Annotated in this window: 23 protein-coding genes and 2 pseudogenes; 11 read left to right on the forward strand and 14 right to left on the reverse strand. The window is 61.2% G+C overall.

Annotated elements, in window-relative coordinates; translation table 11 throughout:
- Positions 1 to 9 precede the first annotated feature (9 nt).
- Positions 10 to 1,384: pseudogene (locus OEG84_RS02000) on the forward strand (PleD family two-component system response regulator).
- A 515-nt stretch (positions 1,385 to 1,899) separates the two neighbouring features.
- Here OEG84_RS02000 and rpmG read toward each other — a convergent pair.
- The 6 genes from rpmG to topA all read right to left on the reverse strand — a co-directional run bounded on the left by rpmG (position 1,900) and on the right by topA (position 9,579).
- Entirely contained in the window at positions 1,900 to 2,067 is a 168-nt protein-coding gene (rpmG, locus tag OEG84_RS02005; protein WP_267652185.1) for a 50S ribosomal protein L33, read from the reverse strand.
- 92 nt (positions 2,068 to 2,159) lie between these two features.
- Positions 2,160 to 3,344, reverse strand: a complete 1,185-nt coding sequence (locus tag OEG84_RS02010) for an MFS transporter (RefSeq protein WP_267652186.1) — start codon at positions 3,342 to 3,344, stop codon at positions 2,160 to 2,162.
- A gap of 18 nt (positions 3,345 to 3,362) precedes the next feature.
- On the reverse strand, positions 3,363 to 4,079 hold the full coding sequence (locus tag OEG84_RS02015) for an NUDIX hydrolase (protein ID WP_267652187.1): 717 nt from the start codon (positions 4,077 to 4,079) through the stop codon (positions 3,363 to 3,365).
- A complete protein-coding gene (locus tag OEG84_RS02020; protein WP_267652188.1) occupies positions 4,076 to 4,528 on the reverse strand; it encodes a DUF983 domain-containing protein in 453 nt (150 codons plus the stop codon). Before OEG84_RS02020 ends, OEG84_RS02015 begins: the two co-directional genes overlap by 4 nt.
- A gap of 57 nt (positions 4,529 to 4,585) precedes the next feature.
- Positions 4,586 to 6,952 (reverse strand): ribonuclease R, encoded by a 2,367-nt coding sequence (gene rnr / locus OEG84_RS02025; protein ID WP_425602885.1) that lies wholly within the window; start codon positions 6,950 to 6,952, stop codon positions 4,586 to 4,588.
- Positions 6,949 to 9,579, reverse strand: coding sequence for a type I DNA topoisomerase (gene topA / locus OEG84_RS02030; protein WP_267652189.1), 2,631 nt, complete (start codon positions 9,577 to 9,579; stop codon positions 6,949 to 6,951). The genes rnr and topA overlap by 4 nt, the downstream gene beginning before the upstream one ends.
- Positions 9,580 to 9,831: 252 nt before the next feature.
- On the opposite strand from topA, the gene OEG84_RS02035 reads away from it, so the two are divergent.
- Positions 9,832 to 10,035, forward strand: a complete 204-nt coding sequence (locus OEG84_RS02035; RefSeq protein ID WP_267652190.1) for a hypothetical protein — start codon at positions 9,832 to 9,834, stop codon at positions 10,033 to 10,035.
- Here OEG84_RS02035 and dprA read toward each other — a convergent pair.
- From dprA to OEG84_RS02055, 4 genes and pseudogenes are all read right to left on the reverse strand, one after another.
- Complete coding sequence (gene dprA, locus OEG84_RS02040) at positions 10,015 to 11,082, reverse strand: DNA-processing protein DprA (protein WP_267652191.1); 1,068 nt, start codon at positions 11,080 to 11,082, stop codon at positions 10,015 to 10,017. The two genes, OEG84_RS02035 and dprA, sit on opposite strands and share 21 nt — an antisense overlap.
- Positions 11,082 to 11,660: a glycerol-3-phosphate 1-O-acyltransferase PlsY gene (gene plsY / locus OEG84_RS02045; RefSeq protein WP_267656059.1), complete on the reverse strand. Its 579-nt coding sequence runs from the start codon at positions 11,658 to 11,660 to the stop codon at positions 11,082 to 11,084. The genes dprA and plsY overlap by 1 nt, the downstream gene beginning before the upstream one ends.
- 90 nt (positions 11,661 to 11,750) lie before the next feature.
- Positions 11,751 to 13,037, reverse strand: a complete 1,287-nt coding sequence (locus OEG84_RS02050) for a dihydroorotase (protein ID WP_267652192.1) — start codon at positions 13,035 to 13,037, stop codon at positions 11,751 to 11,753.
- Positions 13,034 to 13,965 (reverse strand): annotated as a pseudogene (locus tag OEG84_RS02055) (aspartate carbamoyltransferase catalytic subunit). Before OEG84_RS02055 ends, OEG84_RS02050 begins: the two are co-directional and overlap by 4 nt.
- 126 nt (positions 13,966 to 14,091) lie before the next feature.
- Here OEG84_RS02055 and OEG84_RS02060 point away from each other — a divergent pair.
- Positions 14,092 to 15,738, forward strand: coding sequence for an acyl-CoA dehydrogenase family protein (locus OEG84_RS02060; protein ID WP_267652193.1), 1,647 nt, complete (start codon positions 14,092 to 14,094; stop codon positions 15,736 to 15,738).
- 2 nt (positions 15,739 to 15,740) lie between these two features.
- On the opposite strand, the gene OEG84_RS02065 is transcribed toward OEG84_RS02060, so the two are convergent.
- Positions 15,741 to 16,673 carry an AEC family transporter gene (locus OEG84_RS02065; protein WP_267652194.1) on the reverse strand — a complete coding sequence of 311 codons (933 nt, stop codon included), beginning with the start codon at positions 16,671 to 16,673 and terminating at the stop codon, positions 15,741 to 15,743.
- Positions 16,674 to 16,834: 161 nt separating this feature from the next.
- Here OEG84_RS02065 and OEG84_RS02070 point away from each other — a divergent pair, with 161 nt between their 5' ends.
- Both OEG84_RS02070 and OEG84_RS02075 read left to right on the forward strand, forming a co-directional pair.
- Positions 16,835 to 17,422, forward strand: coding sequence for a hypothetical protein (locus OEG84_RS02070; protein WP_267652195.1), 588 nt, complete (start codon positions 16,835 to 16,837; stop codon positions 17,420 to 17,422).
- The gene (locus OEG84_RS02075) at positions 17,419 to 17,769 is read left to right on the forward strand and encodes a DUF6105 family protein (protein WP_267652196.1); all 351 of its coding nucleotides are present in this window, start codon (positions 17,419 to 17,421) and stop codon (positions 17,767 to 17,769) included. Before OEG84_RS02070 ends, OEG84_RS02075 begins: the two co-directional genes overlap by 4 nt.
- On the opposite strand, the gene ruvX is transcribed toward OEG84_RS02075, so the two are convergent.
- Positions 17,755 to 18,252, reverse strand: coding sequence for a Holliday junction resolvase RuvX (gene ruvX / locus OEG84_RS02080; RefSeq protein WP_267652197.1), 498 nt, complete (start codon positions 18,250 to 18,252; stop codon positions 17,755 to 17,757). The two genes, OEG84_RS02075 and ruvX, sit on opposite strands and share 15 nt — an antisense overlap.
- Before the next feature lie 96 nt (positions 18,253 to 18,348).
- Between ruvX and OEG84_RS02085 the strand changes: the two genes are divergently transcribed.
- The 4 genes from OEG84_RS02085 to gatA all read left to right on the forward strand — a co-directional run bounded on the left by OEG84_RS02085 (position 18,349) and on the right by gatA (position 21,761).
- Positions 18,349 to 19,056: a metal-dependent hydrolase gene (locus OEG84_RS02085; protein ID WP_267652198.1), complete on the forward strand. Its 708-nt coding sequence runs from the start codon at positions 18,349 to 18,351 to the stop codon at positions 19,054 to 19,056.
- 86 nt (positions 19,057 to 19,142) lie between these two features.
- Positions 19,143 to 19,733 carry a class I SAM-dependent methyltransferase gene (locus tag OEG84_RS02090; RefSeq protein WP_267652199.1) on the forward strand — a complete coding sequence of 197 codons (591 nt, stop codon included), beginning with the start codon at positions 19,143 to 19,145 and terminating at the stop codon, positions 19,731 to 19,733.
- Positions 19,734 to 19,853: 120 nt separating this feature from the next.
- Positions 19,854 to 20,141 carry an Asp-tRNA(Asn)/Glu-tRNA(Gln) amidotransferase subunit GatC gene (gatC, locus tag OEG84_RS02095; protein WP_267652200.1) on the forward strand — a complete coding sequence of 96 codons (288 nt, stop codon included), beginning with the start codon at positions 19,854 to 19,856 and terminating at the stop codon, positions 20,139 to 20,141.
- Between the two features lie 138 nt (positions 20,142 to 20,279).
- A complete protein-coding gene (gene gatA, locus OEG84_RS02100; protein ID WP_267652201.1) occupies positions 20,280 to 21,761 on the forward strand; it encodes an Asp-tRNA(Asn)/Glu-tRNA(Gln) amidotransferase subunit GatA in 1,482 nt (493 codons plus the stop codon).
- Between the two features lie 116 nt (positions 21,762 to 21,877).
- Here the strand turns inward: gatA and OEG84_RS02105 are convergent, their stop codons facing one another.
- Entirely contained in the window at positions 21,878 to 22,216 is a 339-nt protein-coding gene (locus tag OEG84_RS02105) for a cupredoxin domain-containing protein (protein WP_267652202.1), read from the reverse strand.
- A complete protein-coding gene (locus OEG84_RS02110; RefSeq protein ID WP_267652203.1) occupies positions 22,213 to 22,740 on the reverse strand; it encodes a DUF4142 domain-containing protein in 528 nt (175 codons plus the stop codon). The genes OEG84_RS02105 and OEG84_RS02110 overlap by 4 nt, the downstream gene beginning before the upstream one ends.
- Before the next feature lie 135 nt (positions 22,741 to 22,875).
- Here OEG84_RS02110 and OEG84_RS02115 point away from each other — a divergent pair, with 135 nt between their 5' ends.
- Together OEG84_RS02115 and OEG84_RS02120 are read left to right on the forward strand one after the other, a co-directional pair.
- Entirely contained in the window at positions 22,876 to 23,826 is a 951-nt protein-coding gene (locus OEG84_RS02115) for an AraC family transcriptional regulator (RefSeq protein WP_267652204.1), read from the forward strand.
- Positions 23,827 to 24,023: 197 nt separating this feature from the next.
- Positions 24,024 to 24,551, forward strand: coding sequence for a GNAT family N-acetyltransferase (locus OEG84_RS02120; protein WP_267652205.1), 528 nt, complete (start codon positions 24,024 to 24,026; stop codon positions 24,549 to 24,551).
- Positions 24,552 to 24,607: the final 56 nt, after the last annotated feature.

Raw genomic sequence — 24,607 nt, forward strand, 5'->3', positions numbered from 1 at the left:
AGACTCAAGATGACCGCGCGGATCCTGGTGGTTGACGACATTCCGGCCAATGTGAAGCTTCTCGAGGCTCGGCTGCTGGCTGAATATTTCGAGGTGCTGACGGCCGAAGACGGCATGACCGCGCTGTCGATCTGCGACCAGACCCAGGTTGATCTCATCCTGCTCGACATCATGATGCCGGGCATCGACGGATTTGAAGTCTGCGAGCGGCTCAAGCAGAACCCGCGCACAGCCCATATCCCGGTGGTCATGGTCACCGCACTCGACCAACCGGCTGACCGGGTCCGCGGCCTCAAGGCCGGCGCCGACGATTTCCTGACCAAACCGGTCAATGACCTGCAACTGATGACCCGAGTGAAGAGCCTGGTTCGCTTCAAGGCGCTCTCTGACGAGCTTCGGCTGCGTGCCGAGACTGCGCGCGACCTTGGCCTCGAGGGGCTGCTGGCGCCGCACCAGGGGCATCTGGAAGAGCCCGGACTTGTGTTACTGGTCGAAGGCCGCGCCAACACCCAGGACCGCATGACCCGGGCGCTGAAGGGCATCGCAGATGTCACCGCCATCGGCGATCCGCAGGCGGCGCTGTTCGAGGCGGCCGAAAAACCTTATGAGCTGGTAATCGTTTCCTCGGCGCTCGAAGATTACGATCCGCTGAGGCTGTGCTCGCAACTGCGTTCGCTCGATCGCACGCGCTTCATCCCGATGCTGATGGTCGCCGAGCAGGGCGAAGAGGACCTGATGATCCGGGCGCTCGATCTCGGCGTCAATGATTATCTGCTGCGGCCGCTCGATCCCAACGAACTAGTTGCCCGCAGCGTCACCCAGATCCGCCGCATGCGCTACACCGGCCAACTGCGTTCGAGCCTGACGCAATCGGTCGAGTTTGCCGTCACCGATCTCGCTGACCGGGCTCAACAATCGCCGTTATCTCGATACCCATCTGGCGGCGCTGGTCGAGCGCTCCAACCGACGTGGCCGTCCGTTGTCAGTGCTGATTACCGATATCGATCATTTCAAGGCTATCAACGATGTTCATGGCCATGAAGGCGGCGATGACGTGCTGCGCGAATTTTCCCGCCGGTTGCGCGGCGCGGTGCGCGGTGCCGATCTTGCCTGCCGTTATGGCGGCGAGGAATTTGTCGTGGTGATGCCCGACACGACGCCTGATGTCGCCTCACAGGTTGCCGAACGGCTGCGCAATGCCATCGCTTCGGCGCCATTCAAGGTTTCAGCCACCGGTGCCATGGCGGCGGTGACCACCTCGGTCGGCATCGCCACCTTGGAGAACGCCGGCGAGGGTGTCGATGCGCTGCTTCGCCGCGCCGACCAGGCACTGTACCGGGCCAAGAACGCCGGCCGCAACCGCGTCGTCTGTGAAGCCGCCTGATTCTGCGTTGCGGGTGGAGCGGGTTGATGCTCGTGTTGTCGGCGAAACCCCTTAAATCCTAGGCATTTCATGATTAAACCACATCAAAGCGGACCTATCGGCATAAACAGCTGATCGGCGCGTCGCGTAGTGCCGTTTTCGCACAGTCACTATTTCGTGCAGCATCAGCAGTTTTACGCGCTGTAATTAACCACAACCGTGGACAGAGCTGGTCGTTGGTTAAGAAACTATTGATTTTTGGGCGATTTTGTACAAAAGTTCATAGTGAAGACGGTGTCCAAGTGTTGTCACATCAAACTGATACAGTCTTACTGAATACGAAAACCCCATGATGTTCAGGTCCGCCGCATCTCCTGGGTCGTGGGGCGGCCGATCGAAATTAAGTGCATAGTGGCATCCTCGTTCCACGCCTTTGTTTTGGTCGGCCCTTGATACAAAAAACCCGCCTCTGGAAAGAGGCGGGTTTTTTGCTTTGATCGATACTGTTCCGGTGAGTCGCCGGGGCAGGGAGCCTGTTACTTGATCTTGGCTTCCTTGAATTCGACGTGCTTCTTGGCAATCGGGTCGTACTTGGTCTTCACCATCTTGTCGGTAAAGGTACGGCTGTTCTTCTTTGTTACGTAGAAAAAGCCCGTGTCGGCGGTCGACTGGAGCTTGATCTTGATGGTGGTCGCCTTGGCCATGGTGTTTTGCCTTCTTCAAAAATGAAGCCGCGGGCAGCACACAAGGCTCCACGGCGAAACTTGCGCGGAAACTACAAAAGCCCGGCGGAAAGTCAAGTCCGTTTTGGGCTAAGCAGCAGCCGAAACAGCGTTAGCACCACATACAGGCCGAAAAAGAACGCCAACGCCCAGGCAAAACCGTGAGTCCCGCTCAGATCCATGGCCACGCCGATGGTCTGCGGTCCCAGCAACATGCCCATTGCATAGCAGAACACGAAGGCGGCATTGGCCGAGGCCAGATCGGCGCCATGCAGCTTGTCGCCCAGATGCGCCAGCCCGACGGTGTAGAGCCCGGCAACGCTGCCACCCCAGAACAACAGGATGACGGCTGTCAGCAGCCAGTTGTGGATCAGGAAGGGCAGCGCCAGCGAGCCGACCAGCCCGATCACAGCAAATAACGAAAGCAGCCGACGGCGATCGCCAATCCGGTCGGCGACCAGTCCCACCGGGATCTGGAACAAGACGTTGCCCAGGCCGATCATGGTCAACAGCAGTGCGCCTTGCGATTCGGTGAAGCCGGTGCGGTTGGCGTAGACCGGAAACAGCGAAAGACCGCCTGATTCGACCGCGCCGAACACGAACACTGCAGCCGTTGCCGTGGGAACCAGGAAAATATAGCGCATGAACGGAATGTCGGTTGAGGGGCCGATTACCGGGTTTTCCTTGCGCGCCATCAGGATTGGGATCGCAGCCATCAGGATGATGCCGGCGCCGATTGCAAACGGCATCACGCCTTCAGAGCCGACCACCGAAAAGATCAGCGGTCCCGCGGCAAATCCCAGGGAAAGAACCGTGGCGTAAATTCCCAGCACCAGGCCGCGTCGCGATGGTGGGGCAGCCGTGTTGATCCAGAATTCCGAGAGTACGAACAGCACCGTGATCGCGCCGTGAAAGATGATTCGTAGCGGAAACCACATCCACAGCGCTTCTGCATAAAAGAAGCCCAGTGCACTGGCCGCCGCCGCGATGATGGCCAGCACCATGGTGTTGACCACGGTCAGTCGCTGGGCAATCCAGGTGGTTACCGGCGCCGCCGCCATCGCCGCCACACCAGCCATGGCCGAATTGAGCCCGATCATTGTCGAGGAGACGCCGCGTTTTTCCAGAATGACTGAAAGCAGCGGTAGCCCAAGACCTATAGCAATGCCGACAGCGGTAATGGCTGCAACGGCAGCTATCAGCGCTGGCCAGTGGATCTCCTCGCGGATCGCCGGTGTGCCTGAGGAAGAATGATCCATCTGCAAAAACCTGGTGGGTTAAATCAACTCGCGAACGAATCGTCCATTGCGGAAATAGTAGAAAGAAACTGCCCTGCCAAATGGTAAAGACGGATCTTCCTTCATCGCCTGGCAAAGATCGGTCAGAATTACCTTGGTAATACGGGGCAGTGGGTACTCCTCGTGGTGGTCGATCGCCACCCAACTCAGATCATGCAATTCGTCGCTGTCGCTGAGCGCAGACAGATCCGCACTTGTCTCGTCAGTAAAACAGGCAAAAAATCGAGTATCGTAGCGGCGTGGCATGCCCGGCGGCGTGATCGCCCGGGCGAGAAACCGGAATTTCGAGACATCGGGACGCAGCAACCCGGCATATTCGGCCGGCGTCAGCGACAGATGCGCTTCCTCGAGCATTTCCCGGGCGGCGGCAACGGCCAGGCCGCGGGCCGCCGTCGGCCTGAAGCGGGAATTGGTCCGCTCCATCAGCTTGCCCTCCACCTCCTCGTGCAGCGGCCAGGCAAACGGGGTCCTGTTGTCGCCCGGATCCCGGCGCCCGCCGGGAAACACATAGAGATCGGGCATGAAGGCATGCTTCTTGCCGCGTTTTCCCACCAGCACGCGCGGGGTTGATTGGCTGCGGTCAATCAGCAGCAACGATGCAGCATCGCGCGGCGTGCGCGGTGCATGCCGTATTTCGTTTCGGTGTTTAAGGTCTTCCGTCAGCAGGTCGGCCTTGTGCGCACCTTTGTCGCTCACCGTGCATCCTCGTGGGCCACCGGCGCCAACAGCACCTCATCGTCCTCGCCGCCAAAGCCATGCATGCGCAAAGCCCATTGCAGGCCGATGACCCCGCCCTTGAGCGGGGGCAGCAGCGACAGCGACAGGATTATCGTGATCGGGATCCAGATCATCAGGTGCTGCCAGCTTTCGAGCACCAGCCAACTATCGGTTGCCATGAAACCGGCGACAACGATGTGACCGACAATGAAGATCGCGAGATAGGGCGGAAAATCATCGGCGCGGTGGTGAAACATCTCTTCGCCGCAGACCGCACATGCATCCACCGGCTTGAGATAGGCCCTGAACAACTTGCCTTCGCCGCAATGCGGGCAACGCCCGAGCAGGCCGCGCTTGATGGAAAGCCAGGTGTTACGCGGCTCATCTTCGGAAACACTCTCGGTGGTGGGGGCGCCAAATTCGAGCAATGTTCATCTCCTTTTTAAAGCGGACGCGTCTTCACGCCGCCAATCGTGGCAATTCCGTCAACGGCGACCACGTGGCGGTCTCGTGCCGGGTTTTTTGGGTCCACCGCGCCGGGCACGTCCGGATTTGTGAAACGAGCGCGTGCCGGTCGGCATCTTCTGGCCTTCGCTGAGCATCTCGAATCGCAGCGAGCCGGCAAGTGGTATCACTTCAACCACCTTGATCTCGACACTGTCGCCAAGGCGGTAACCCAGACCGGTCTTCTCGCCGGTCAACGCCTGATGAGCCTCGTCATAGTGGTAATAGTCAAGCCGCAAGGTCGAAACCGGGACGAAACCATCTGCGCCAAATTGAGGCAGGCTGATAAACAGACCTGATTTTGTCACGCCGGAGATGCGCCCGTCAAAAGCTTCGCCGATCCGGCTGGCCAGATGGTGTGCGACAAGGCGGTCGACCGTGTCGCGTTCGGCCTTCATGGCCCGGCGTTCGGTGGTGGAGATCTCGGCGGCGATGGTTTCCAGCGCCGCTTCCTCGTCCGCAGTGATGCCGCCCTCGCCAAGCCCCAGCGCCCCCACCAGAGCGCGGTGGACGATCAGGTCGGCATAACGCCGTATCGGTGAGGTGAAATGCGTGTATTTCATCAGGTTGAGGCCGAAATGGCCGATGTTCTCCGGCGAGTAGATTGCCTGGCTCTGGCTCCTGAGAACCATCTCGTTGACCATGATCTGATAGGGTTCGCCCGAGGCGCGGGCGAGAATGCCGTTGAACGAACTGGCCCTCACCGCTGCCCCACGTGCCAGCGATAGCCCAAGGGTGGTCAGGAATTCGCGCAAGACTTCCTGCTTGGCCAGCGAAGGCTGGTCGTGCACCCGAAAGATCAGCGGCTGGCGTCGTTGCTCCAGCGTTTCGGCAGCCGCCACATTGGCCTGGATCATGCACTCTTCGATCAGCTTGTGCGCATCCAGACGTTCGGGCACCACAACCTTGTCGACCTTGCCTTCCGGTGCCAGCAGGATCTTGCGTTCCGGCATGTCGAGTTCAAGCGGCTGGCGCCGTTCGCGTCCGCGCTTGAGCACCGCGTAGGCATCCCACAGCGGCTTCAGTACAGGCTCGAGCAACGGGCCGCTGGCATCGTCCGGTTTACCGTTGATCGCTGCCTGGGCCTGCTGGTAGGAGAGTTTGGCGGCACTTTTGATCATCACCCGGTGGAATTTGTGACCGATCTTGCGGCCTTCACTGGAAAACCGCATCCGCACCGCAAGCGCCGGCCGGTCCTCCTTTTCGCGCAGCGAACAAAGGTCGTTGGAGATCCGTTCGGGCAGCATCGGCACCACCCGGTCGGGGAAATAGGCCGAATTACCGCGTTTGAGCGCTTCTCGGTCGAGCGCCGAGCCGGCGCGCACATACCAGGAGACATCGGCAATCGCCACGGTAACGATGACGCCGCCGGGATTGTCGGGCGAGGGGTCCTGCTCGGCATAGACCGCGTCGTCATGATCCTTGGCGTCGCTGGGGTCGATGGTGATCAGCGGGATGTGCCGCCAGTCTTCGCGGCCCGACAGCGGCGCCGGCTTGGCCTCATCCGCAGCCTTTAACACCTCTGCGGGAAAAACATGCGGAATGCCGTGGGCGTGAATGGCGATCATCGAGATCGCCTTTTCGCTTTCGACCGAGCCCAGCACTGTCAGCACTTTCGCGCGCGGCAGCCCGACGCGGCCGGCGCGAAGGGTTTCGACCTCGACGAGATCGCCATCCTTGGCCTCGCCGGCGGCATCCTGATCGATCAGATATTCCTCGCCGCGCCGCTCGATCGGCATCAGCCGTCCGCCACCGCCCGGTGTTTCCTTGAAAACGCCCAGAACAGCGCCGCCGCGGCGCTCGAGAATTTTCATGATGCGTGCGGTATAAGCCGTGGACTTGCCATGCGGGGCCGCAAATATCCGTGCCAGCACAAGATCGCCAATCGCAGCGGCTGTCGACGGCGAGCGGGATTTGCCGCGACCGCTATCACGTCCGGCATTGCTCTGGCGCACGGTGACAACCGGCGCAGCACCGTGCTCTTCCAGCCATTCGGCCGGACGGGCGATCAGGTCTCCGCCGCTACCGCGCATGGTGATTTCCAGCACGGTGACGGCGGGAAGCGTACCCGGACGCCTGAGCATCTTGCGGTCGCGTTCAAGCAGCCCTTCATCTTCAAGTTCGCGCAGCACATCCTTGAGCTCGGTTCTGGTCTCACCCTTGAGCCCGAACGCCTTGGCGATGTCGCGCTTGGTGGCGCGGTCTGGGTTCTCGCTCAAAAACCGCAGGATCGTCTCGCGGTCGGGCATGTCGCCACGTCGAAACGCCACCGGCTTTTGGGCCGTTGTGTCGTCTTCGCCGCCTGGCTTGCCGGATTCGGTGGTGCGCGGAGGGGTGGTCAAACTCAGTCCTTCTTCGCCGTCGCGGTTTTTGCCTTAGCCGGTTTTGCCTTGGTGGTTTTGGCCTTGGCTTTGGGCTTTGCCGCCTTCTTGGCCGGGGCCTTGGTCTTCTTGCCCGAAGTCGCAGCCTTGGCGGCGATCATTTCCAGCGCTTCTTCGACCGTGACATCAGCCGGGACCTTATCCTTGGGCAGAGTTGCGTTGATCTTGCCCCAATTGACATAAGGACCGTACTTGCCATCGCGTACGGTGATCGGGCCGCCGTCTGGATGGTCGCCCAGCGCCTTCAATGCGGTCGGTGTGCCACGGCCGCGACCGGGACCCTTGGCGAGCTTTTCGGCAATCACTGTGACCGCCCGGTTAAGCCCGATACTGAACACTTCTTCCACCGTCTCGAGATTGGCGTAAGTGCCGTCATGCAACACGAACGGGCCATAGCGGCCGATGCCGGCCGAAATCATCTTGCCGGATTCGGGGTGCTGGCCGATATCGCGCGGCAGGTTGATCAGCGCCATGGCCTTTTCATGGTCGATGCTTGCCACATCCCACCCCTTGGGAATGCTGGAGCGCTTGGCTTCCTTGCCCTCGCCACGCTGGACATAGGGACCGAACCGTCCGGTGCGCAGCGTGATCGGCTCGCTGGTATGCGGATCGATGCCCAGATCCTTTGGCTCGTTGGAGAGTGCCGCATCAGTATCCGAGCCTTCCGAAGACAGTTGCCGGGTGAAGCTGCAGTCGGGATAGTTCGAGCAGCCGACAAAGGCGCCGTACTTGCCGAGCTTGAGCGACAGGTTGCCGGTGCCGCAAGTCGGGCAGATCCGCGGGTTCGAGCCATCTTCGCGCACAGGGAAGACCAGCGGTGCAAGCGCCTCGTTGAGTGCATCGAGCACCTGGGTGACGCGAAGTTCTTTGGTGTCGTCAATATGCTGGTGGAATTCCGTCCAGAATTCGCGCAACACGTCCTTCCAGGCCAGTTCGCCCGCCGAGATCCGGTCCAGCTTTTCTTCAAGATCGGCGGTAAAGCCGAATTCGACATAGCGGTTGAAGAAGTTCTCCAGGAACGCGATGACCAGGCGACCCTTGGGTTCCGGGGTCAGCCTGCGGTTCTCGATCGCCACATATTCCCGATCGCGCAGCGTTGACAGTGTCGAGGCATAAGTCGAAGGGCGGCCAATGCCGAGTTCTTCCATCTTCTTGATCAGCGAGGCTTCGGAAAAGCGCGGTGGAGGTTCGGTGAAATGCTGGGTGGCGTTGATCTTGTCCTTGGCCAGCGCTTCCTGCGCATTGATCTCCGGCAGCCGGGCATCATCATCGTCGCCGTCGGATTGTTCGCCATCTTCCTTGGCGTCGGTATAGGCGGCGATAAAGCCGTCAAACCTTACAACCGAGCCGGTGGCGCGCAAGCCCGCGGTCTTGCCGTCCTTGGAAGCGGTGATATCGACCGTGGTCCGTTCGATCTCTGCTGACGCCATCTGGCTGGCGGTCGCCCGCTTCCAGATCAGATCGTAGAGTTTGAGCTGATCTGCATCGAGATAGCGTTTGACTTCGTCGGGCGCGCGCTCAAAGCCGGTCGGGCGGATTGCCTCATGAGCTTCCTGGGCATTCTTTGCCTTGGTCGTGTAAATCCGGGCCTTTTCAGGAACGTAACGGTCACCAAAGCGCGCGGCGATCGCCAACCGGGCCTCGTCGATGGCTTCCGGCGCCATCTGCACGCCGTCAGTACGCATATAGGTGATCAGACCGACCGTCTCGCCGCCGATGTCGATGCCTTCATAGAGTTTCTGCGCCACTTGCATGGTGCGTGATGCGTTGAATCCCAGCTTGGAGGAGGCGGCCTGTTGCAATGTCGAGGTGGTGAATGGCGGTGATGGGTTGCGACGGGTCGGCTTGGCCTCAACGCTGTCGGCGATAAAGGATGCGCCGTCGAGCATGTCGCGGATGCTGCCGGCCAGATCGCCATTGGTCACCGACATCTTGTTGATTTTTTCGCCGTTAAGCGTGGTCAGCCGTGCGGTGAAGCCATCGCCGCGCGGGGTCTTCAGATCGGCGGAGATCTGCCAGTATTCCTCGGAGATGAACCGTTCGATCTCGCTTTCCCGGTCGCAGACGAGTCGCAGCGCCACCGATTGCACCCGTCCTGCCGAACGCGCGCCGGGCAACTTGCGCCACAGCACCGGCGACAGGTTGAAGCCCACCAGATAGTCAAGTGCGCGGCGCGCCAGATAGGCATCGACCAGCGGCGTGTCGATCTCACGTGGATTTTCCATTGCGTCGAGCACGGATTTCTTGGTGATGGCGTTAAACACCACGCGGGAGACCTTCTTGTCCTTGAGCGCCTTTTTCTTGGTCAGTACCTCAAGCACATGCCAGGAAATGGCCTCACCCTCGCGGTCGGGGTCAGTCGCCAGAATCAGCGAGTCGGCACCCTTGAGCGCCTCGGTGATGTCCTTGAGGCGCTTGTTGGAGGCGGTGTCGACCTCCCATTTCATGGCAAAATCTTCGTCGGGCAGCACCGAGCCATCCTTGGCCGGCAGATCCCGTACATGGCCGAAGGAGGCCAGCACCTTGAAGCCGCTGCCCAGGTATTTGTTGATCGTTTTTGCCTTCGCAGGCGATTCCACTACCACTACATTCATAAGTTTCTCGCACTCGGGCGTTGAATTTCACGGTACCGCGCAATTTGCGCCGTATCGGTTGGGTCCACGAAATGTACAGGGAAAGCGGCGCGGTCAAGTCCATCTTCTGAAAAGGGGACATTTCACACCTTAATACAACCTTTGCGCGATAGTAATCGTATTGCAATTAAAGATATTTAGATTATCTTGTGTTTCAGCACCGTCTGGCGGCTTTCAGAAGATATATTCGCGGCTCAGGAAGAGGGAACGAGCATGGCAGTCCGCCCCACAGCAGGTTCACTGCAGAGCGCCCGGACGGAGCAGAGCATCACCTATATAATGCAGATGCTATCGGAGTTGCGCACCGTGGCCGACAGTGAAAATGCCGATATGCTGTGCTATTTGATCGAGATGGCCTACATTGAGGCTGGCGACGTGCTGGCTGGGCAGCGACCTTTACGGGCCGTCGAACGCTAGCGATACCATGCCGCCGGGGTGGCGATGCAGCCGGCCGGCAAGATCCAGTTCCAGCAATACCAGATAGACTGTCGCCGGATCGACGCCGGTATGGGCGATGATGTCGTCGATTTCCGCGGGCGAGGGGCCCAGCGCCTCGATGATCCGCGCCCGGTCGTTTTCCGCAGGTTCTGAGAACGGCAGGGCGCCGTCATCACCCGGTTCTTCCAGGTTCGGGTCATCGCGTGAAAACAGCTGACTCGACGGTGCCAGCGCATCAATCACGTCGCGGCTTTCGGTGGTCACGATTGCCCCGTCCTTGAGCAGACCGTTGGTGCCCGCCGCGCGTGGGTCCAGCGGAGAGCCGGGAACGGCAAACACCAGTCGGCCAAAATCCGCCGCCCGCCGTGCCGTGATCAACGAGCCGGAGCGCTGCGCCGCTTCGATCACCACCAGCCCCAGGCCGATGCCGGCAATCAGCCGGTTGCGGCGCGGGAAATCCCGCGCCCGTGGCTCCCAGCCCATCGGCATCTCGCTCAGAGCCAGCCCCTTGCCCGAACAGATCTCGTTATACAGGTCCAAGTTTTCGGGCGGGTAGGGCTGGTCCAGCCCACCGGCCATGGCGGCGATTGTGCCCTGATCCAGGCTGGCACGATGGGCGGCAGCGTCGATGCCGCGGGCCATTCCTGAGACGATCACGTAGCCCGCAACTCCCAGTTCGCGCGCCATTCGAGCCGCCATCTTCGCGCCCGACACCGAGGCATTGCGGGCGCCGACGATGCCGACGCTTGTCTGCGTTGCTAACGTCAAATCGCCGATGGCCGAAATCAGCGGTGGTGCGCCGTCGATGCGCCTGAGTGCGGGTGGGTAGTCGGGCTCGCCGATGCCGATGAATTGCGCGCCGAAGCGCTGTATCGCCGCCAGTTCGCGCTCGGCAGAACCGAAATGATTGATCAGGTCACGAAAGGTCGCCGGGCCGACATTGTCGGAGCGGATCAGCCGCAGCCAGGAGAGCCGTTGGCGGTCGGAGAGGACGACACCGCGTCGTCCTTCGCCGCCCGCAGGCATCAGCCCTTGTCCCCGATCCGGCTTTCGGTTCCTGCCAGCAGCCGGCGGATGTTTGCGTGGTGCTTCAGGATGGTGATGAGCGACATCACCACGAACAGAGAGCCGATGTCCGGCCTCCCATAAAGATAAAGTGCAATCGGCACCGCCACCGCCGCTGCAAGCGCGGCCAGCGAGGAATAGCGAAACAGCTTTGCCATGCCGAGCCAGATAACTGCGAACACAATTACCACCATCGGTGCCAGCCCGAGCAGCACGCCGATATAGGTGGCCACGCCCTTGCCGCCCTTGAATTTCAGCCAGACCGGATAGAGGTGCCCCAAGAACGCGCCGAGGCCGGCAATCAGCGCCGCCTCCAGCCCGATTGCCTCGCGGGCGACGACAACCGCCACCGTGCCCTTGAGCATATCGGCAATCAGGGTCGCGGCTGCCAGCTTCTTGTTGCCGGTGCGCAGAACATTGGTGGCGCCGATATTGCCCGAGCCGATCTTGCGCACGTCGCCAAGTCCGGCCATGCGGGTCAATATCAGGCCAAACGGGATCGAGCCGCAGAGATAGCCAAACAGCAACGAGCCGAGCATCACCGAAGCGGGAAGGGACCAACTGACCAGTTCAGGCACGGTGCGATGTCTCCTGCGTTGCTGCGCAATCTGCCGCCGTACGGGCGTGGATCAGGCACTGTGAACTGTGGCACCTGCAACCAGTGTTTGCAACACCTTGCCGGTGAACCGGGCATCCTCAAAGGCACTGTTCTTGGACCTGGAAACGATCTCGTCCTTGCTCAGCACCCATGGGTATTCAGGGTCGATCAGGGCGATGTCGGCGCGCGCGCCCACCTTCAGCGTCCCGGCGTCGAGACCGAGGATCTGCGCCGGACGGGTCGACAGCGCATCAATCAGCCGCATCAGCGAAACGTCGCCGGAATGGTAAAGCCTGAGCGCTGCCGCCAGCAGTGTTTCCAGCCCGATCGCGCCGTTCTCTGCATCGGCAAATGGCAGCCGCTTGGTGTCGACATCCTGCGGGTCATGCGCCGAGACGATGATGTCGATGGTCTCGTCGGCAATCGCGGTTACCATGGCGCGGCGGTCGTCTTCGGTCCTGAGCGGCGGCGATAGCCGGAAGAAGGTGCGGTATTCGCCGATATCGGTCTCGTTGAGGGTCAGGTGGTTGATGGAAATTCCTGCGGTGACCGGCATCCCGCGCGCCTTGGCGGCGCGGATCACGTCTGCGGATTCAGGTACCGAGATGCTCATCGCGTGGTAACGCGCCTTCGTCAGCGCTGCCAGCCGCAGATCGCGCTCGAGCGGAATGATCTCGGCTTCGCGCGGAATTCCCGGCAGGCCCAGCCAATTGGCAAACAGGCCCTCGTTCATAACCCCGGTGGCGATCAGTTGCCGGTCCTGGGTGGCGACGGCCACCACGGCGCCGAAATCGCGCGCATAGGTCATCGCCCGGCGCATCACTGCTGGATTGTCGACAGTGTGCCGGCCATTGCTGAGCATCACAGCGCCGGCTTCCAGCAACAGGCCGAATTCGGTCATCTCCTCGCCCCTGAGCCCCTTGGTCAGGGCCGCGGCCGGATAGACCCGGATAACGGCTTCGTCGCGCGCCAGTCTTTGCACGTAATCCACCAGCGCCACATCGTCGATTACCGGATCGGTATCCGGCATCATGACGATAGATGTGACGCCGCCGCAGGCTGCCGCGCGGCTTGCCGAGGCAATGGTCTCGCGGTGCTCGGCACCGGGTTCGCCGATATGCACGCAGGCGTCGACCAGGCCGGGAACCGCAATCAGCCCGGAACAATCCTCGATCTCGGTGCCGGCTGGCACCGCAAAACCTGTCGCCGCAGCGCCAATGGCGGCAATCCTGCCGTCGATGATGACGATATCGCCGGTTTCGTCCATCTGCGTTGACGGATCGATGATCCGCACATTGGCGAGTACCCGCGGCTTCATCGCGCCAACTCCCCTTCGAGCATCAGTGTTTCCATCACTGCCATGCGCACCGCCACGCCCATCTCGACCTGTTGCTCGATCACGCTTTGCGGCCCGTCGGCAATGTCGGAGGCGATCTCGACACCGCGATTCATCGGGCCGGGATGCATCACCAGCGCGTCTTCTCTGGCCAGTTTCAGTTTTTCGGCATCAAGCCCGAAATAGCGGAAATACTCGCGCACCGATGGCACGAAGGAACCGGCCATGCGCTCGCGCTGCAGCCGCAGCATCATCACCACATCGGCGTCCTTGAGCCCGTCTTCCATCCGGTGGAATACTTCGACGCCCATGTCGGCGATACCGGCGGGCAGCAGCGTCGAAGGGGCGATCACCCGCACCCGCGCGCCCATTGCATTGAGTAACAGGATGTTGGAGCGGGCAACGCGCGAATGCAGCACGTCGCCGCAGATGGCAACGATCAACCGCCCGACCTTGCCCTTGGCGCGGCGAATGGTCAGCGCGTCCAGAAGCGCCTGGGTCGGGTGCTCATGGGCGCCGTCACCGGCATTGATCACCGGGCAGCCGACCTTTTGCGCAAGCAGCGCCACGGCGCCGGCCGAGGAATGACGCACCACCAGCACGTCGGGCCGCATGGCGTTGAGCGTCATCGCCGTATCGACCAGTGTTTCGCCCTTCTTGACACTGGAATTGGCCACCGACATGTTCATCACGTCCGCACCCAGCCGTTTGCCGGCGAGTTCGAACGAAGCCTGGGTCCGCGTCGAGTTTTCGAAAAACAGGTTGATCTGGGTCAGCCCGCGCAGGGTCGAGGTCTTTTTTCGCGTTGTCGCGAAAGTTTGACGGCCTCGTCCGAGCGGTCGAGCAAATAATGGATGTCCTGCTCCGAGAGCTGCATGATACCCAGCAGGTGACGGTGCGGAAATGACATCGGGTGTCCTGTGATCTAGAATTTGCAGTGTTCATAGAAAGGTTCTCGCACGGGGGCAAGGATGCGCTGGCGGAAAACGCTGATGTCCCCATGCAATACGTAACGAATCCCTGTAAGCGAGGTGCGATGAGCCCGACCCAACCTTCAGGCCACCAGGCCGACAATCAGAGCCCGCTGTTTTCGGGGCACAACGCGTTTCGTTCCGATCCCTTGCTCAAGGATATCGCCAGCGACATGCCGCGTGCGCTGCGCGACGATTTCGAGACCACCGGCAAGTTCGTGGCCTCTGCTGAAGCCCAGGATCTCGCCCGCATCGCCAATCGCGCGGTGCCGGAATTGAGAACCCATGACGGATTCGGCAACCGCATCGACCAGGTGGATTTCCATCCCAGCTGGCATGCGCTGATGCGCCGTGGCGTCTCGATCGGACTGCAGGGCTCGGTCTGGGAGGGAAAGCGCGAGGAAGCAGGCTTTGCCCACCAGGCCCGCGCCATCCGCTTCTATCTTACCGCCGGGATGGAATGCGGCCACCTCTGCCCGCTGACCATGACCAACGCCTCCATCGCCGCCATCATGGCCTCGCCGCGCATTGAAAAAAGCTGGGCGCCGCTGGTGGTCTCGCGCCGTTATGATTCCAGCAACCGCCCGGCGATGCAGAAATCCGGGGTCACCATCGGCATGGGCATGACCGAAAAGCAGGGCGGCACCGATGTCCGCGCCAATGAAAGTGTAGCCGTACGCGCCGGCGAGGGCGTCTATCGGCTCGAAGGCCACAAATGGTTCATGTCAGCGCCGATGTCGGACGCATTCGTGATGCTGGCCAAGACCGGCGATGCGCTGAGCTGTTTTCTGGTGCCGCGCATTCTCGAAGACGGCAACCTCAACGGCCTGCGGCTGCAACGGCTCAAGGACAAGCTCGGTAACCGCTCGAACGCCTCTTCGGAAGTCGAGTTTTCTGACACCTACGGGTTCCTGCTCGGCGGCGAAGGCGACGGCATCCGCACCATTCTCGACATGGTCACCCTGACCAGGCTCGATTGCGCGCTTGCTTCCGCCGGCATGATGCGCGCGAGCCTCGCCGAGGCGGTGCATCACTGCCGCCACCGCCGGGTGTTTGGCGAGTTGCTGATCGATCAGCCGCTGATGATCCGGGTTCTGGCAGATCTGGCGCTCGATGTCGCCGCCGCCACGGCGCTGTCGCTGCGGCTTGCCCGCTCCTTTGATAACGCCCGCGACAAGCCAGCCGAAGCCGCCATTGCCCGGTTGATGACGCCGGTGATCAAGTACTGGGTCTGCAAGATCGCGCCATCTATCATCTATGAGGTGATGGAGTGCATGGGCGGCAACGGCTATGTCGAGGAGCGTGCCGCTGCGCGTCATTACCGCGAAGCGCCGGTCAACGCGATCTGGGAAGGCTCGGGCAATGTCATGGCGCTCGATGTGCTCAGGGTTCTGACTCGCGGCCGCGAACTTTGCGATGTGGCGCTGCAAAGCATCAACGACGATCTTGGCGCAGCCGGCCCCCGCACGGTCGACGTGCTCAGGGCCTGCATGGCGGTTGCCGAACGCGACGAGGGCGCAAGCCGGATGCTGACCGAGCAACTTGCGTTGGCTGCTGCTGCCGCCGAGCTCACCCGTCTTGGCGCCGGCCATGTTGCCGAAGCCTTTGTCGAAACCCGGTTGGGCGGCGCCTGGCGCTCGACCTATGGCATGCTTGACGCCCGATTTGATGCGCGCCAGATCGTCGACATGCTGTATCCGCCGGCGAGCTGAATTTATCCGGCCAACTGGCCGGCGGCCCATAGAACGGCAGGAATCGTCAGGAACGAGGCGATGGTCTGCAGCATTGCGACCGCCGCGTAGAGCGATGCGTCACCCCCCATCTGTCGCGCCAGTACAAAGCCGTTCATCGCCGTTGGAACCGCTGCGCACAGCGCCAGGATGATCAGCGTCTCGCCGCCGAGCCCGAAACCGAGCGCCAGCCCGATCATGATCACTGGAAATACCAGCAACTTGAGAACCACCGGCATTATCAGTGCCGGGGTCGGGCGCAACGCGTCGGTGACCGTCAATCCGGCGCCGATCATGACCAGGCCAAGCCCCAGCGCCGACCGGGCGACAAGGTCGATGGCCTGTTCCATCGGCGGGTAGATTCCAAAAGGTAGCGCGCCAAACAGGATCCCCCCGAGACAGCCGAGAATCAGCGGATTGCCGATGATCCGCCGGGCCAGCGAACCGAAGCTGCGGGCGCCGGTCCCGAACCACACCAGCATCGCCACGTTGATCAGGTTGAGCGGGATGACGATCACCGCCATGACCAGCGCGACCAGCGCCAGTCCTTCGACGCCCGCCAGCTTCTCGGCAATCGCCAGCGCGATGAACCCGTTCCAGCGTGACGAGGTCTGGAACACCGAACTGTAGCTGGCATCCGAGATGCCGTGGGCCCGGGCGAGGGGATAGATCGCCAGCAACAACGCAATCATCACCATGACCGCGATGAGCGAGACCATCGCCATCGTGCCCAATTCGAAGCTGCTGTAATCGGCCTGCGCCAGCGTCAGGAACAAAAGCGCCGGAAACAGCACGTAATAGCCGAGTGTTTCCAGACCCGGCCAGACGCTTTGATCGATGAAGGGCGTGCGTTTGAGCGCCACGCCGAGCAGCACGATCAGGAATATCGGCAGGATGCTTTCGAATATCGGAATCATGATCTGTGCCATTTGAAGAAGGGGCACGTCATAAGCGGGCTGTCTCCACAGGGCAATGCCGTCCGTTAACCTTAACAAATGGTTTACATTGCGCCCGGGGAACCCGGCGTTCATGGTTGGAGTTGAATGATATGTCTCCAGTGAGAGGTGACGGACCTGCTATGACACCGAGCCGCCTGTTTTATGCCGCCATGATGATTTTCTGGGTCTGCTTCCTGTCGTTGCTGGCGCTGGTGGTCACCTATGCGCCGCAGGGCGGGGTGCATCTGGCAGGGCTGAAACTGTTTGCCAACACCGGATTGATCGATTCTCTGCTGCTGGCGATGAAAGCCATTGGCTTCCATCAGACCACCCAAAGCGTGGTGTTCGGCCTTCTCGGTGGCCTCAATCTTGCCGCTGCCGGCCTGGTCCTGTTTGCCGCGATGTTCCGCGTACTCGGCGAAGAAGCCGAGCAACGCGACGCCCGGCCGCTGGCCGAAGGGGCGGCGATGTGCGCGGCGGCGGCGGCCGCGGTTACCGTGATCGTCGGTTTTGCCGGCGGTCAGGCAGGTGCCTTGTTGCTGCTTGAAACCGCGGCACTTGGCGGGCTGCTGCTGATCGTGCTGTCACTTACCTCAGTGCCTGTCGTCAGCGCCCCCGAATGTGACGAGACTGCCGTTCTGGATGACGTTATCGCCGATCATGCCGCCAGCCATGCTGCCTTCAGCGCCCAGCTGGCCCAGCTTTCACGCCGGGAGCAGATGACATGAAGGTGTTCCTCATCCTCTGGGCCGCCCCCATCGTGCTGCTCGGCGGCTGGTACGGGCTATCCTATTACGATCTCAATTTCGGGTTTCGGATTCTCACCCGTGATCTGCACGACCTGGTGTTCGTGATCTACGGCAATCTTCTCGGTATCCCGCCCGAATCGATCCCGCCGCTGGTGCTCAAGGCGATTGTCTTCGATACTTTCCTGGTGCTCGGATTCATCGTGATCAAGCGCCGGCGCAAGCAGATCTGGTCGGCTGTTCAGCGCTTTTTCGGGTGGGATCAAGGTGAGCAGAAAGCGCGCGAGAGTGAGACCGTTCCCGAGGCCAATTTCTCAAACATCCCCTGACTGGGCCCGAGCCGCAGCGCGCAAGCCGGTCAACCGGTCGAGTGCGCCCTGCAGGATGAAGCTGGCGGCGGCCGAATCAATCCGCTCCTTGCGCTTCTTGCGCGACACATCCATCTCGATCAGCGCCCGTTCGGCAGCCACCGTCGACAATCGCTCGTCCCAGAACACGAAGGGCAGGTCGGATTTTTCCGCCATGCTGCGCACGAATGCACGGGTGGCCTGCGCCCGCGGACCTTCGCTGCCGTCCATATTGACCGGCAGGCCGATCACGGCAGCACCAACCCGGTCGCGTTCAAACGACGCCAGCATCACCACGGCATCAAGCGTGAATTTCTTGCGCTTGATCATTGGTCGCGGCGACGCCAACCTGAGCGACAGATCCGAGACCGCCAGTCCGATGGTCACCGTCCCCAGATCGATCCCGGCAATGGTCTGACCTGGCAGAATGCGACCGGCCAGCTCCTCTATTTCGATTGCTGCCATTTCCTGCACTCTGCCTTTGCGCCAGCGGCGATGCCGCGTTAGGTATGGAAAAATCCGGTTTAACGGACAAAACCGACAAATACGAGGAGATATCCAATGAAGATCACCTGGCTCGGCCATTCGGCATTCCGGCTTGAAACCGCCAAGGCGACGATCCTGATCGATCCGTTTTTGACTGGCAATCCGGGCTTTGAAGGCAATGACAGGAAAGACGCGCTCAAGGGTGTAACCCACATCCTGCTTACCCATGGCCATGGCGATCACGTAGGCGACGCCGCCGAGATTGCCAAGCAGACCGGTGCCACCATTCTCGCAAACGCCGATCTGGCGGCATGGATTGGCCATCATCACGGGCTTGAGAAGATCGAAGCGGGCAATACCGGTGGCACCGTTCCGCTCGGCAGTTTCTCCGCCACCTTCGTCAATGCGCTGCATTCCTCCGCCCAGATCACCTCCGATGGCGTGTCGCACTCGCTCGGCAACGCCAACGGCTTGATGTTGCATTTTGATGATGAACCGTCGCTGCTGCATATGGGCGACACCGACATTTTTTCCGACATGGCGCTGATCAACGAACTGCATCGTCCGGAAATCGGCATCGTGCCGATCGGCGACCGTTTCACCATGGGCGGCGCGGTGGCGGCACTGGCCTGCCGCCGGTTTTTCTCCTTTGCCAAGGTCTTGCCATGCCATTACGGCTCGTTTCCGATTCTCGACCAGTCAGCCGACGCGTTTTTGCAAGCAATGGAAGACGACGCCGCCAGCGTGGCCGTGCCGAAATCCGGCGGCAGCATCGAGGTCTGACCGTGAGACCGGAGCACACTGGGCGAAAATACACGGGCATCAGTCCCAATGCCCGTTCGCTGACAAACTGGAAATGAGAATAAAAAGTGGCCCAGGACGACAGGACACTCAAGTTTTATGGCCAGGAAGCGATCGCCTATACATCACGGTGTTTGAAGCCGAATCTGACATATATCGAGGCATTCCTGTCTGCGCTGCCAGTTGGGTCCGTCATTCTCGAACTGGGATGCGGCGCCGGGCAGGACAGTGAATTCATGATCTCCAGAGGGTTCGACGTGCGCCCCACGGACGGTACCTTTGAAATCGCGCGGGCGGCCGAAAAGCGTCTTGGAATTCCGGTTGCCAACCTGCTTTTTGCCGATATGAACGAGGAGGGGGCCTATGATGGAATATGGGCACATGCCTGTCTTTTGCATGTCCCCAGAGCAGATCTGCCCGGCGTTCTTGCGAAAATTCGAACTGCCTTGAAGGACGGCGGGCTATTTTACGCAAGCTTCAAAGCGGGTGAAACCGAAGGCCGCGACCGATTTGACCGGTACTACAATTACCCGTCAGAGCGTTCGTTGCGCGAATGGTACATGGCTGCAGGTTGGGCGGAAGTGGAAATCTCCGCCGAAATCGGTGGAGGCTATGACCAGATGCCAACGGATTGGCTCCATGTTACCGCGACCAAGTGAGCTTGGCTCGCGCGCGGCCATGACCGGGTTTGCTGCGACAAAACCCCGGCCCGCAGTTGCGCGTCCCGCCGCCCCCCGCTATAGCGGGGCCAACAGTTCACACCACCCGATGAGGACCCGATGTCCGTAGATCTAGCCACCGTCAAACGTGTCGCGCACCTGGCCCGTATCGCCGTGACAGACGAGGAAGCCAGCCGCATGGAAGGCGAACTCAATGTCATCCTCGGCTTTGTCGAGCAGCTTTCGGAAGTTGACGTCGATGGCGTCGAGCCGATGACCTCGGTGATGCCGATGGCGATGAAGAAGCGCGAGGATGTCGTCACCGATGGCTCCAAGGCCGATGATATCGTCGCCAACGCGCCCGAAACCACCGACAATTTCTTCATGGTGCCGAAGGTGGTCGAGTAACATCATGGCTGCATCAATCGCACTCTGCAGCAGCGCCGCCGTCCGGCTGTTTGAAAATCATGGCTTCGCCGAGCGTGGTGCCGTGTTCGATAATTCTGATTCCGGCTATTCCCGGTTCTTTGAAAAGAAGTTGTCCGCATGACCGACCTGACCCGTCTGACCATCGCCGAAGCCCGTGACGAAATGGGCAAGGGCGGTTTTTCCAGCCTCGAGTTGACCGATGCCTATCTGGCCGCCATCGAGGCCGCCAATCCGGCAATCAATGCCTATGTGAAGGTCACCGCCGACAAGGCCCGTGACATGGCCAAGGCCTCCGATGTCCGCCGCGCCAGCGGCGCCACTGGCGCGCTTGAAGGCATTCCGCTCGGCATCAAGGATCTTTATGCTACCGAAGGCGTGCACACCCAGGCCTGCAGCCACGTGCTCGACGGATTTGAGCCGCGCTATGAATCCACCGTTACCGCCAATCTGTGGGCCGACGGCGCGGTCATGCTCGGCAAGCTCAACATGGATGAGTTCGCGATGGGCTCGTCCAATGAAAGCTCCTATTACGGCCCGGTGATTAACCCCTGGCGCGCGGAGGGCTCGAACGCCAATCTGGTGCCGGGCGGCTCGTCGGGCGGCTCAGCCGCAGCGGTTGCAGCGCTGCTGTGCGCCGGTGCTACCGCCACCGACACCGGTGGCTCGATCCGCCAGCCCGCGGCGTTTACCGGCACCGTCGGCATCAAGCCCACCTATGGTCGCTGCTCGCGCTGGGGCATCGCTGCCTTTGCCTCCTCGCTCGATCAGGCCGGTCCGATTGCCCGCGATGTCCGTGATGCGGCGATCATGCTTAAATCGATGGCCTCGGCGGACGCAAAGGACACCACCTCGGTCGACCTGCCTGTGCCCGATTACGAAGCAGCACTCGGCGGCTCGGTCAAGGGTTTGAAGATCGGCATCCCGCGCGAATACCGCATGGATGGCATGCCCGAAGAGATCGACGCCGTTTGGCAGCAGGGCATCGCATGGCTCAAGGACGCCGGCGCCGAGATCGTCGACATCGAACTACCGCACACCAAATACGCGCTGCCCGCCTATTACATCGTCGCACCTGCCGAAGCCTCGTCGAATCTCGCCCGCTACGACGGTGTCCGCTACGGCCTGCGCGTGCCCGGCAAGGACATTGCCGAGATGTATGAAAAGACCCGCGCCGCCGGTTTCGGCCAGGAGGTCAAGCGCCGCATCATGATCGGCACCTACGTGCTTTCGGCCGGCTACTACGACGCCTATTACCTGCGCGCGCAGAAGGTCCGTACGCTGATCAAGCGCGATTTCGAACTGGCCTTTGACGCCGGTGTCGACGCCATTCTGACGCCCGCCACTCCGTCCTCGGCTTTTGCCGTGGGGGATGAGAACCTCGCCAGTGATCCGGTCAAGATGTATCTCAACGACATCTTCACCGTTACCGTCAACATGGCGGGCCTTCCCGGTATCGCCGTGCCCGCCGGCCTCGATCCCAAGGGGCTGCCGCTCGGCCTGCAGTTGATTGGTCGCCCGTTCGACGAGGAAACCCTGTTCAGGACCGCTCACGTGATCGAGCAGGCCGCCGGCCGCTTCGAGCCCAAGCGCTGGTGGTAGCAGGCCGGTAAATGCGGTTGTAACAAGACAGCAAAACGCCCGCCGCAAGCGAGTATGTGCGGCGGGCTTGTCGCCCATTTGTCGTGGCGGGAAACCGGGGCGACATTGCGCGGGGATCATTCGATGATGATTTCCCCGACCATCTTGCGATGGAATTTGCAGTAGTAGGTCTGCGTGCCTGCGTCCGCGAAGGTGATGCTGCCGCTCTTGTTCTTGCGCAGCGTCTTCGTGTCCCAGCTCTTGTCATCGGCCGTCGCGGTATGCGGGGCGATGTCGTGATTGACCCATTCCACCGTGTCTCCGGCCTTGATCACCAGCCTTTCGGGCTTGAAGTGAAAGCTCTTGATCTCGATCTGGTGGGTGGTGGCGGCGCGACCTTCACGGGCGCCCAAGAGCAGCCCGGCGCATCCGGCGGCGAGTACGCCACCGAATTGCCGACGGGTTATGCTGCTCATGAGGCGCAGCCCAGTTGCGCAACCATGTGCTCGGCATGGCCTTCATGCTGGGTAAAGGTGGCCAGCGCATCCTCGAGCAGGTCCTTCAGCGGTGCCACCGTGACGGCGGGCAGGAAGCTCTCGGCAATCGTCTTGTTGACGACCTGGTGGTAGGCCAGCTCGTTGGTTGCATAGGCGCAATCGAAAGCTTCGCCTTCAAGCGACATCAGTTCGGCCCGCTTGTCGGCGGCACCCTTGACCAGCGCCTGGCTCAGCGCATTGTCTTCGGGCGTGACCTTGAGCTCGGTAACCAGCGCGATGGCGGCGTCGTTGACGGCTGCGTGGTCGCGCACCATGGTAGTGGCAAAATCGCGCACGTCAGCATTATCCGACAGTGCCAGCGCCAGATGGGCATAACGGATATCGATGTCACCGGCGGTGTAGGCGGTGTGGGCGATCTGCAGGTCATTCATGGCGTCGGCGGCGATGGCAGGGGCCGTAAACAGCATCGGTACGAGCGCAAGGGAAAGAATCGAGTGTCTCATCGGGGGTACTCCGGTTGGTTTCGAGACCCCATTGATCGCAAGAGAATCAGTACGGGTGAATGCCGGATACGCCGATAATTCTGTCCGATCGTTCCGCAGTGTGGACATTTCCGAGGTTTGGCGCATTATGTCAGCATGCTTGACCTGCTCAGTGATATCCTCACCCGGCTTTCCCTCAAGGGGACGCTCTATTTCCGCTCGAGTTTTTCCGAACCCTGGGGGGTGCGGGTGCCGGCCTTTAACAACGTAGCCCGGTTTCACTACGCCCACCGCGGCGATTGCCTGATCTATTTGCCATCGACCGGTGACACCTTGATGCTGGCCCAGGGTGACCTGGCGATCATCCCGCATGGCGCCCAGCATGTGCTGCATTGCCCGATCACAGTGCCGCCCGATGCGATCGAGCTGGAACAGGTGATCGAGCGCTCGGGATTCAACGGTGACGGAGTGCTGGTCTGGGGCGGCGATGGCGGCAAGCGCGACATTCAGTTGATTTGCGGGCATTTTTCCCTGGCGCCCGGTGTCCGCCACATGATCTATGATCGTTTGCCGCCGATCCTGCATATCCCTAATTACGGCGAGGCGGCAGGCGCCTGGCTTGACGCCACGCTCAGGGTGATCGGTGCCGAGGCCGGTGGCTCGCGGCTCGGTGGCGACTTGATCGCGCTGAAAATGTCGGAGGCGATTTTCGCCCAGGCGATCCGGGCCTATATCGAACGCAGCGAGGGCGACGCCCATTCGCTTTCGGGATTCGCCGACCGCAGGCTGGCCCGCGCGCTGCAAGCGTTCCACCGCAATCCCCAGCGCAACTGGAGCATTGACGCGCTGGCACGCGAAGCAGGCATGTCGCGCACCACATTTGCCGTTGCTTTCACCGGTAAGTTCGGGGTGACGCCGCTGCACTACATGACGTCCTGGCGAATGCAGATTGCCCGTCAAGCGCTGGTCGAGCATCAGGCAAGCGTCGCCGATGCCGCGGCGCTCGCGGGTTACGCCTCCGAATCGGCGTTCTCGCGGGTGTTCAAGCGCGAGACCGGTTTTTCTCCCGCCGCCAGCCGCAACCAGGGTCATTCCGAACGAATCTGACCCGGCTCGCCGTCGCGACACATTCGCCGACACCTGAGAATCCGGATTGATATTCCATCATGCGCTGCCATGGCAGTGGCAGACCTGAAGCGTTGTATGGCGCCTTAGGGGGCTTGATGACGGATCCGTTACCGGCGACAGTGGCAATCAGGGCCGGTTGAGAGGTAACGGCCTGCAACTCAGGGAGCAGAGACCGCATGCTTGCTATAAGGCCGGCCAATTCCGCCGACGCCCAGCATCTCGCCCGCATCGGTCTGGCGGCATGGGAGGCCGCGGTCGGCGCCTGGGGCGAGGACGCCGACAGGCTGCGCGACAACGCCGAGGCCGCCTATTACGATTTCTGCACGCGCTTCTGGCCCGACATCCTTGTCGCCGAATGGAACGGCGATCTCGCCGGGTGGGGCTCTTGCGAAAAGGCCGATGACTTCATTACCGATCTCTGGGTGGATCCGGCATTTCAGGGAAGAGGCCTCGGCACCGGCCTGCTTGAGGTCATCGAGGGGCAAATCAAACAGCGCGGCTATCCCGCAGCCCGACTTGAAACCCATGCTCGCAACGCCGGTGCAATCCGGCTCTACAAGCGGCTCGGCTACCGCGTGAAGGCCTATCTTGTCACCTATTCGGACGTACTCGACGAGGATGTCGACAAGGTCGAGATGATCAAGGATTTCGATCTTGGCGCCACCTCCGAAGACCTGGACGAAGACGGGCTCTACGGCATCTGAAACTGCCCGATCGTGCGCAAAAAAAGACCCGGAAGCAAGAGTGCGTTCCGGGTTTC

The sequence above is a fragment of the Hoeflea algicola genome, from assembly GCF_026619415.1.
GTDB classification, from domain to species: Bacteria; Pseudomonadota; Alphaproteobacteria; order Rhizobiales; family Rhizobiaceae; genus Hoeflea; species Hoeflea algicola.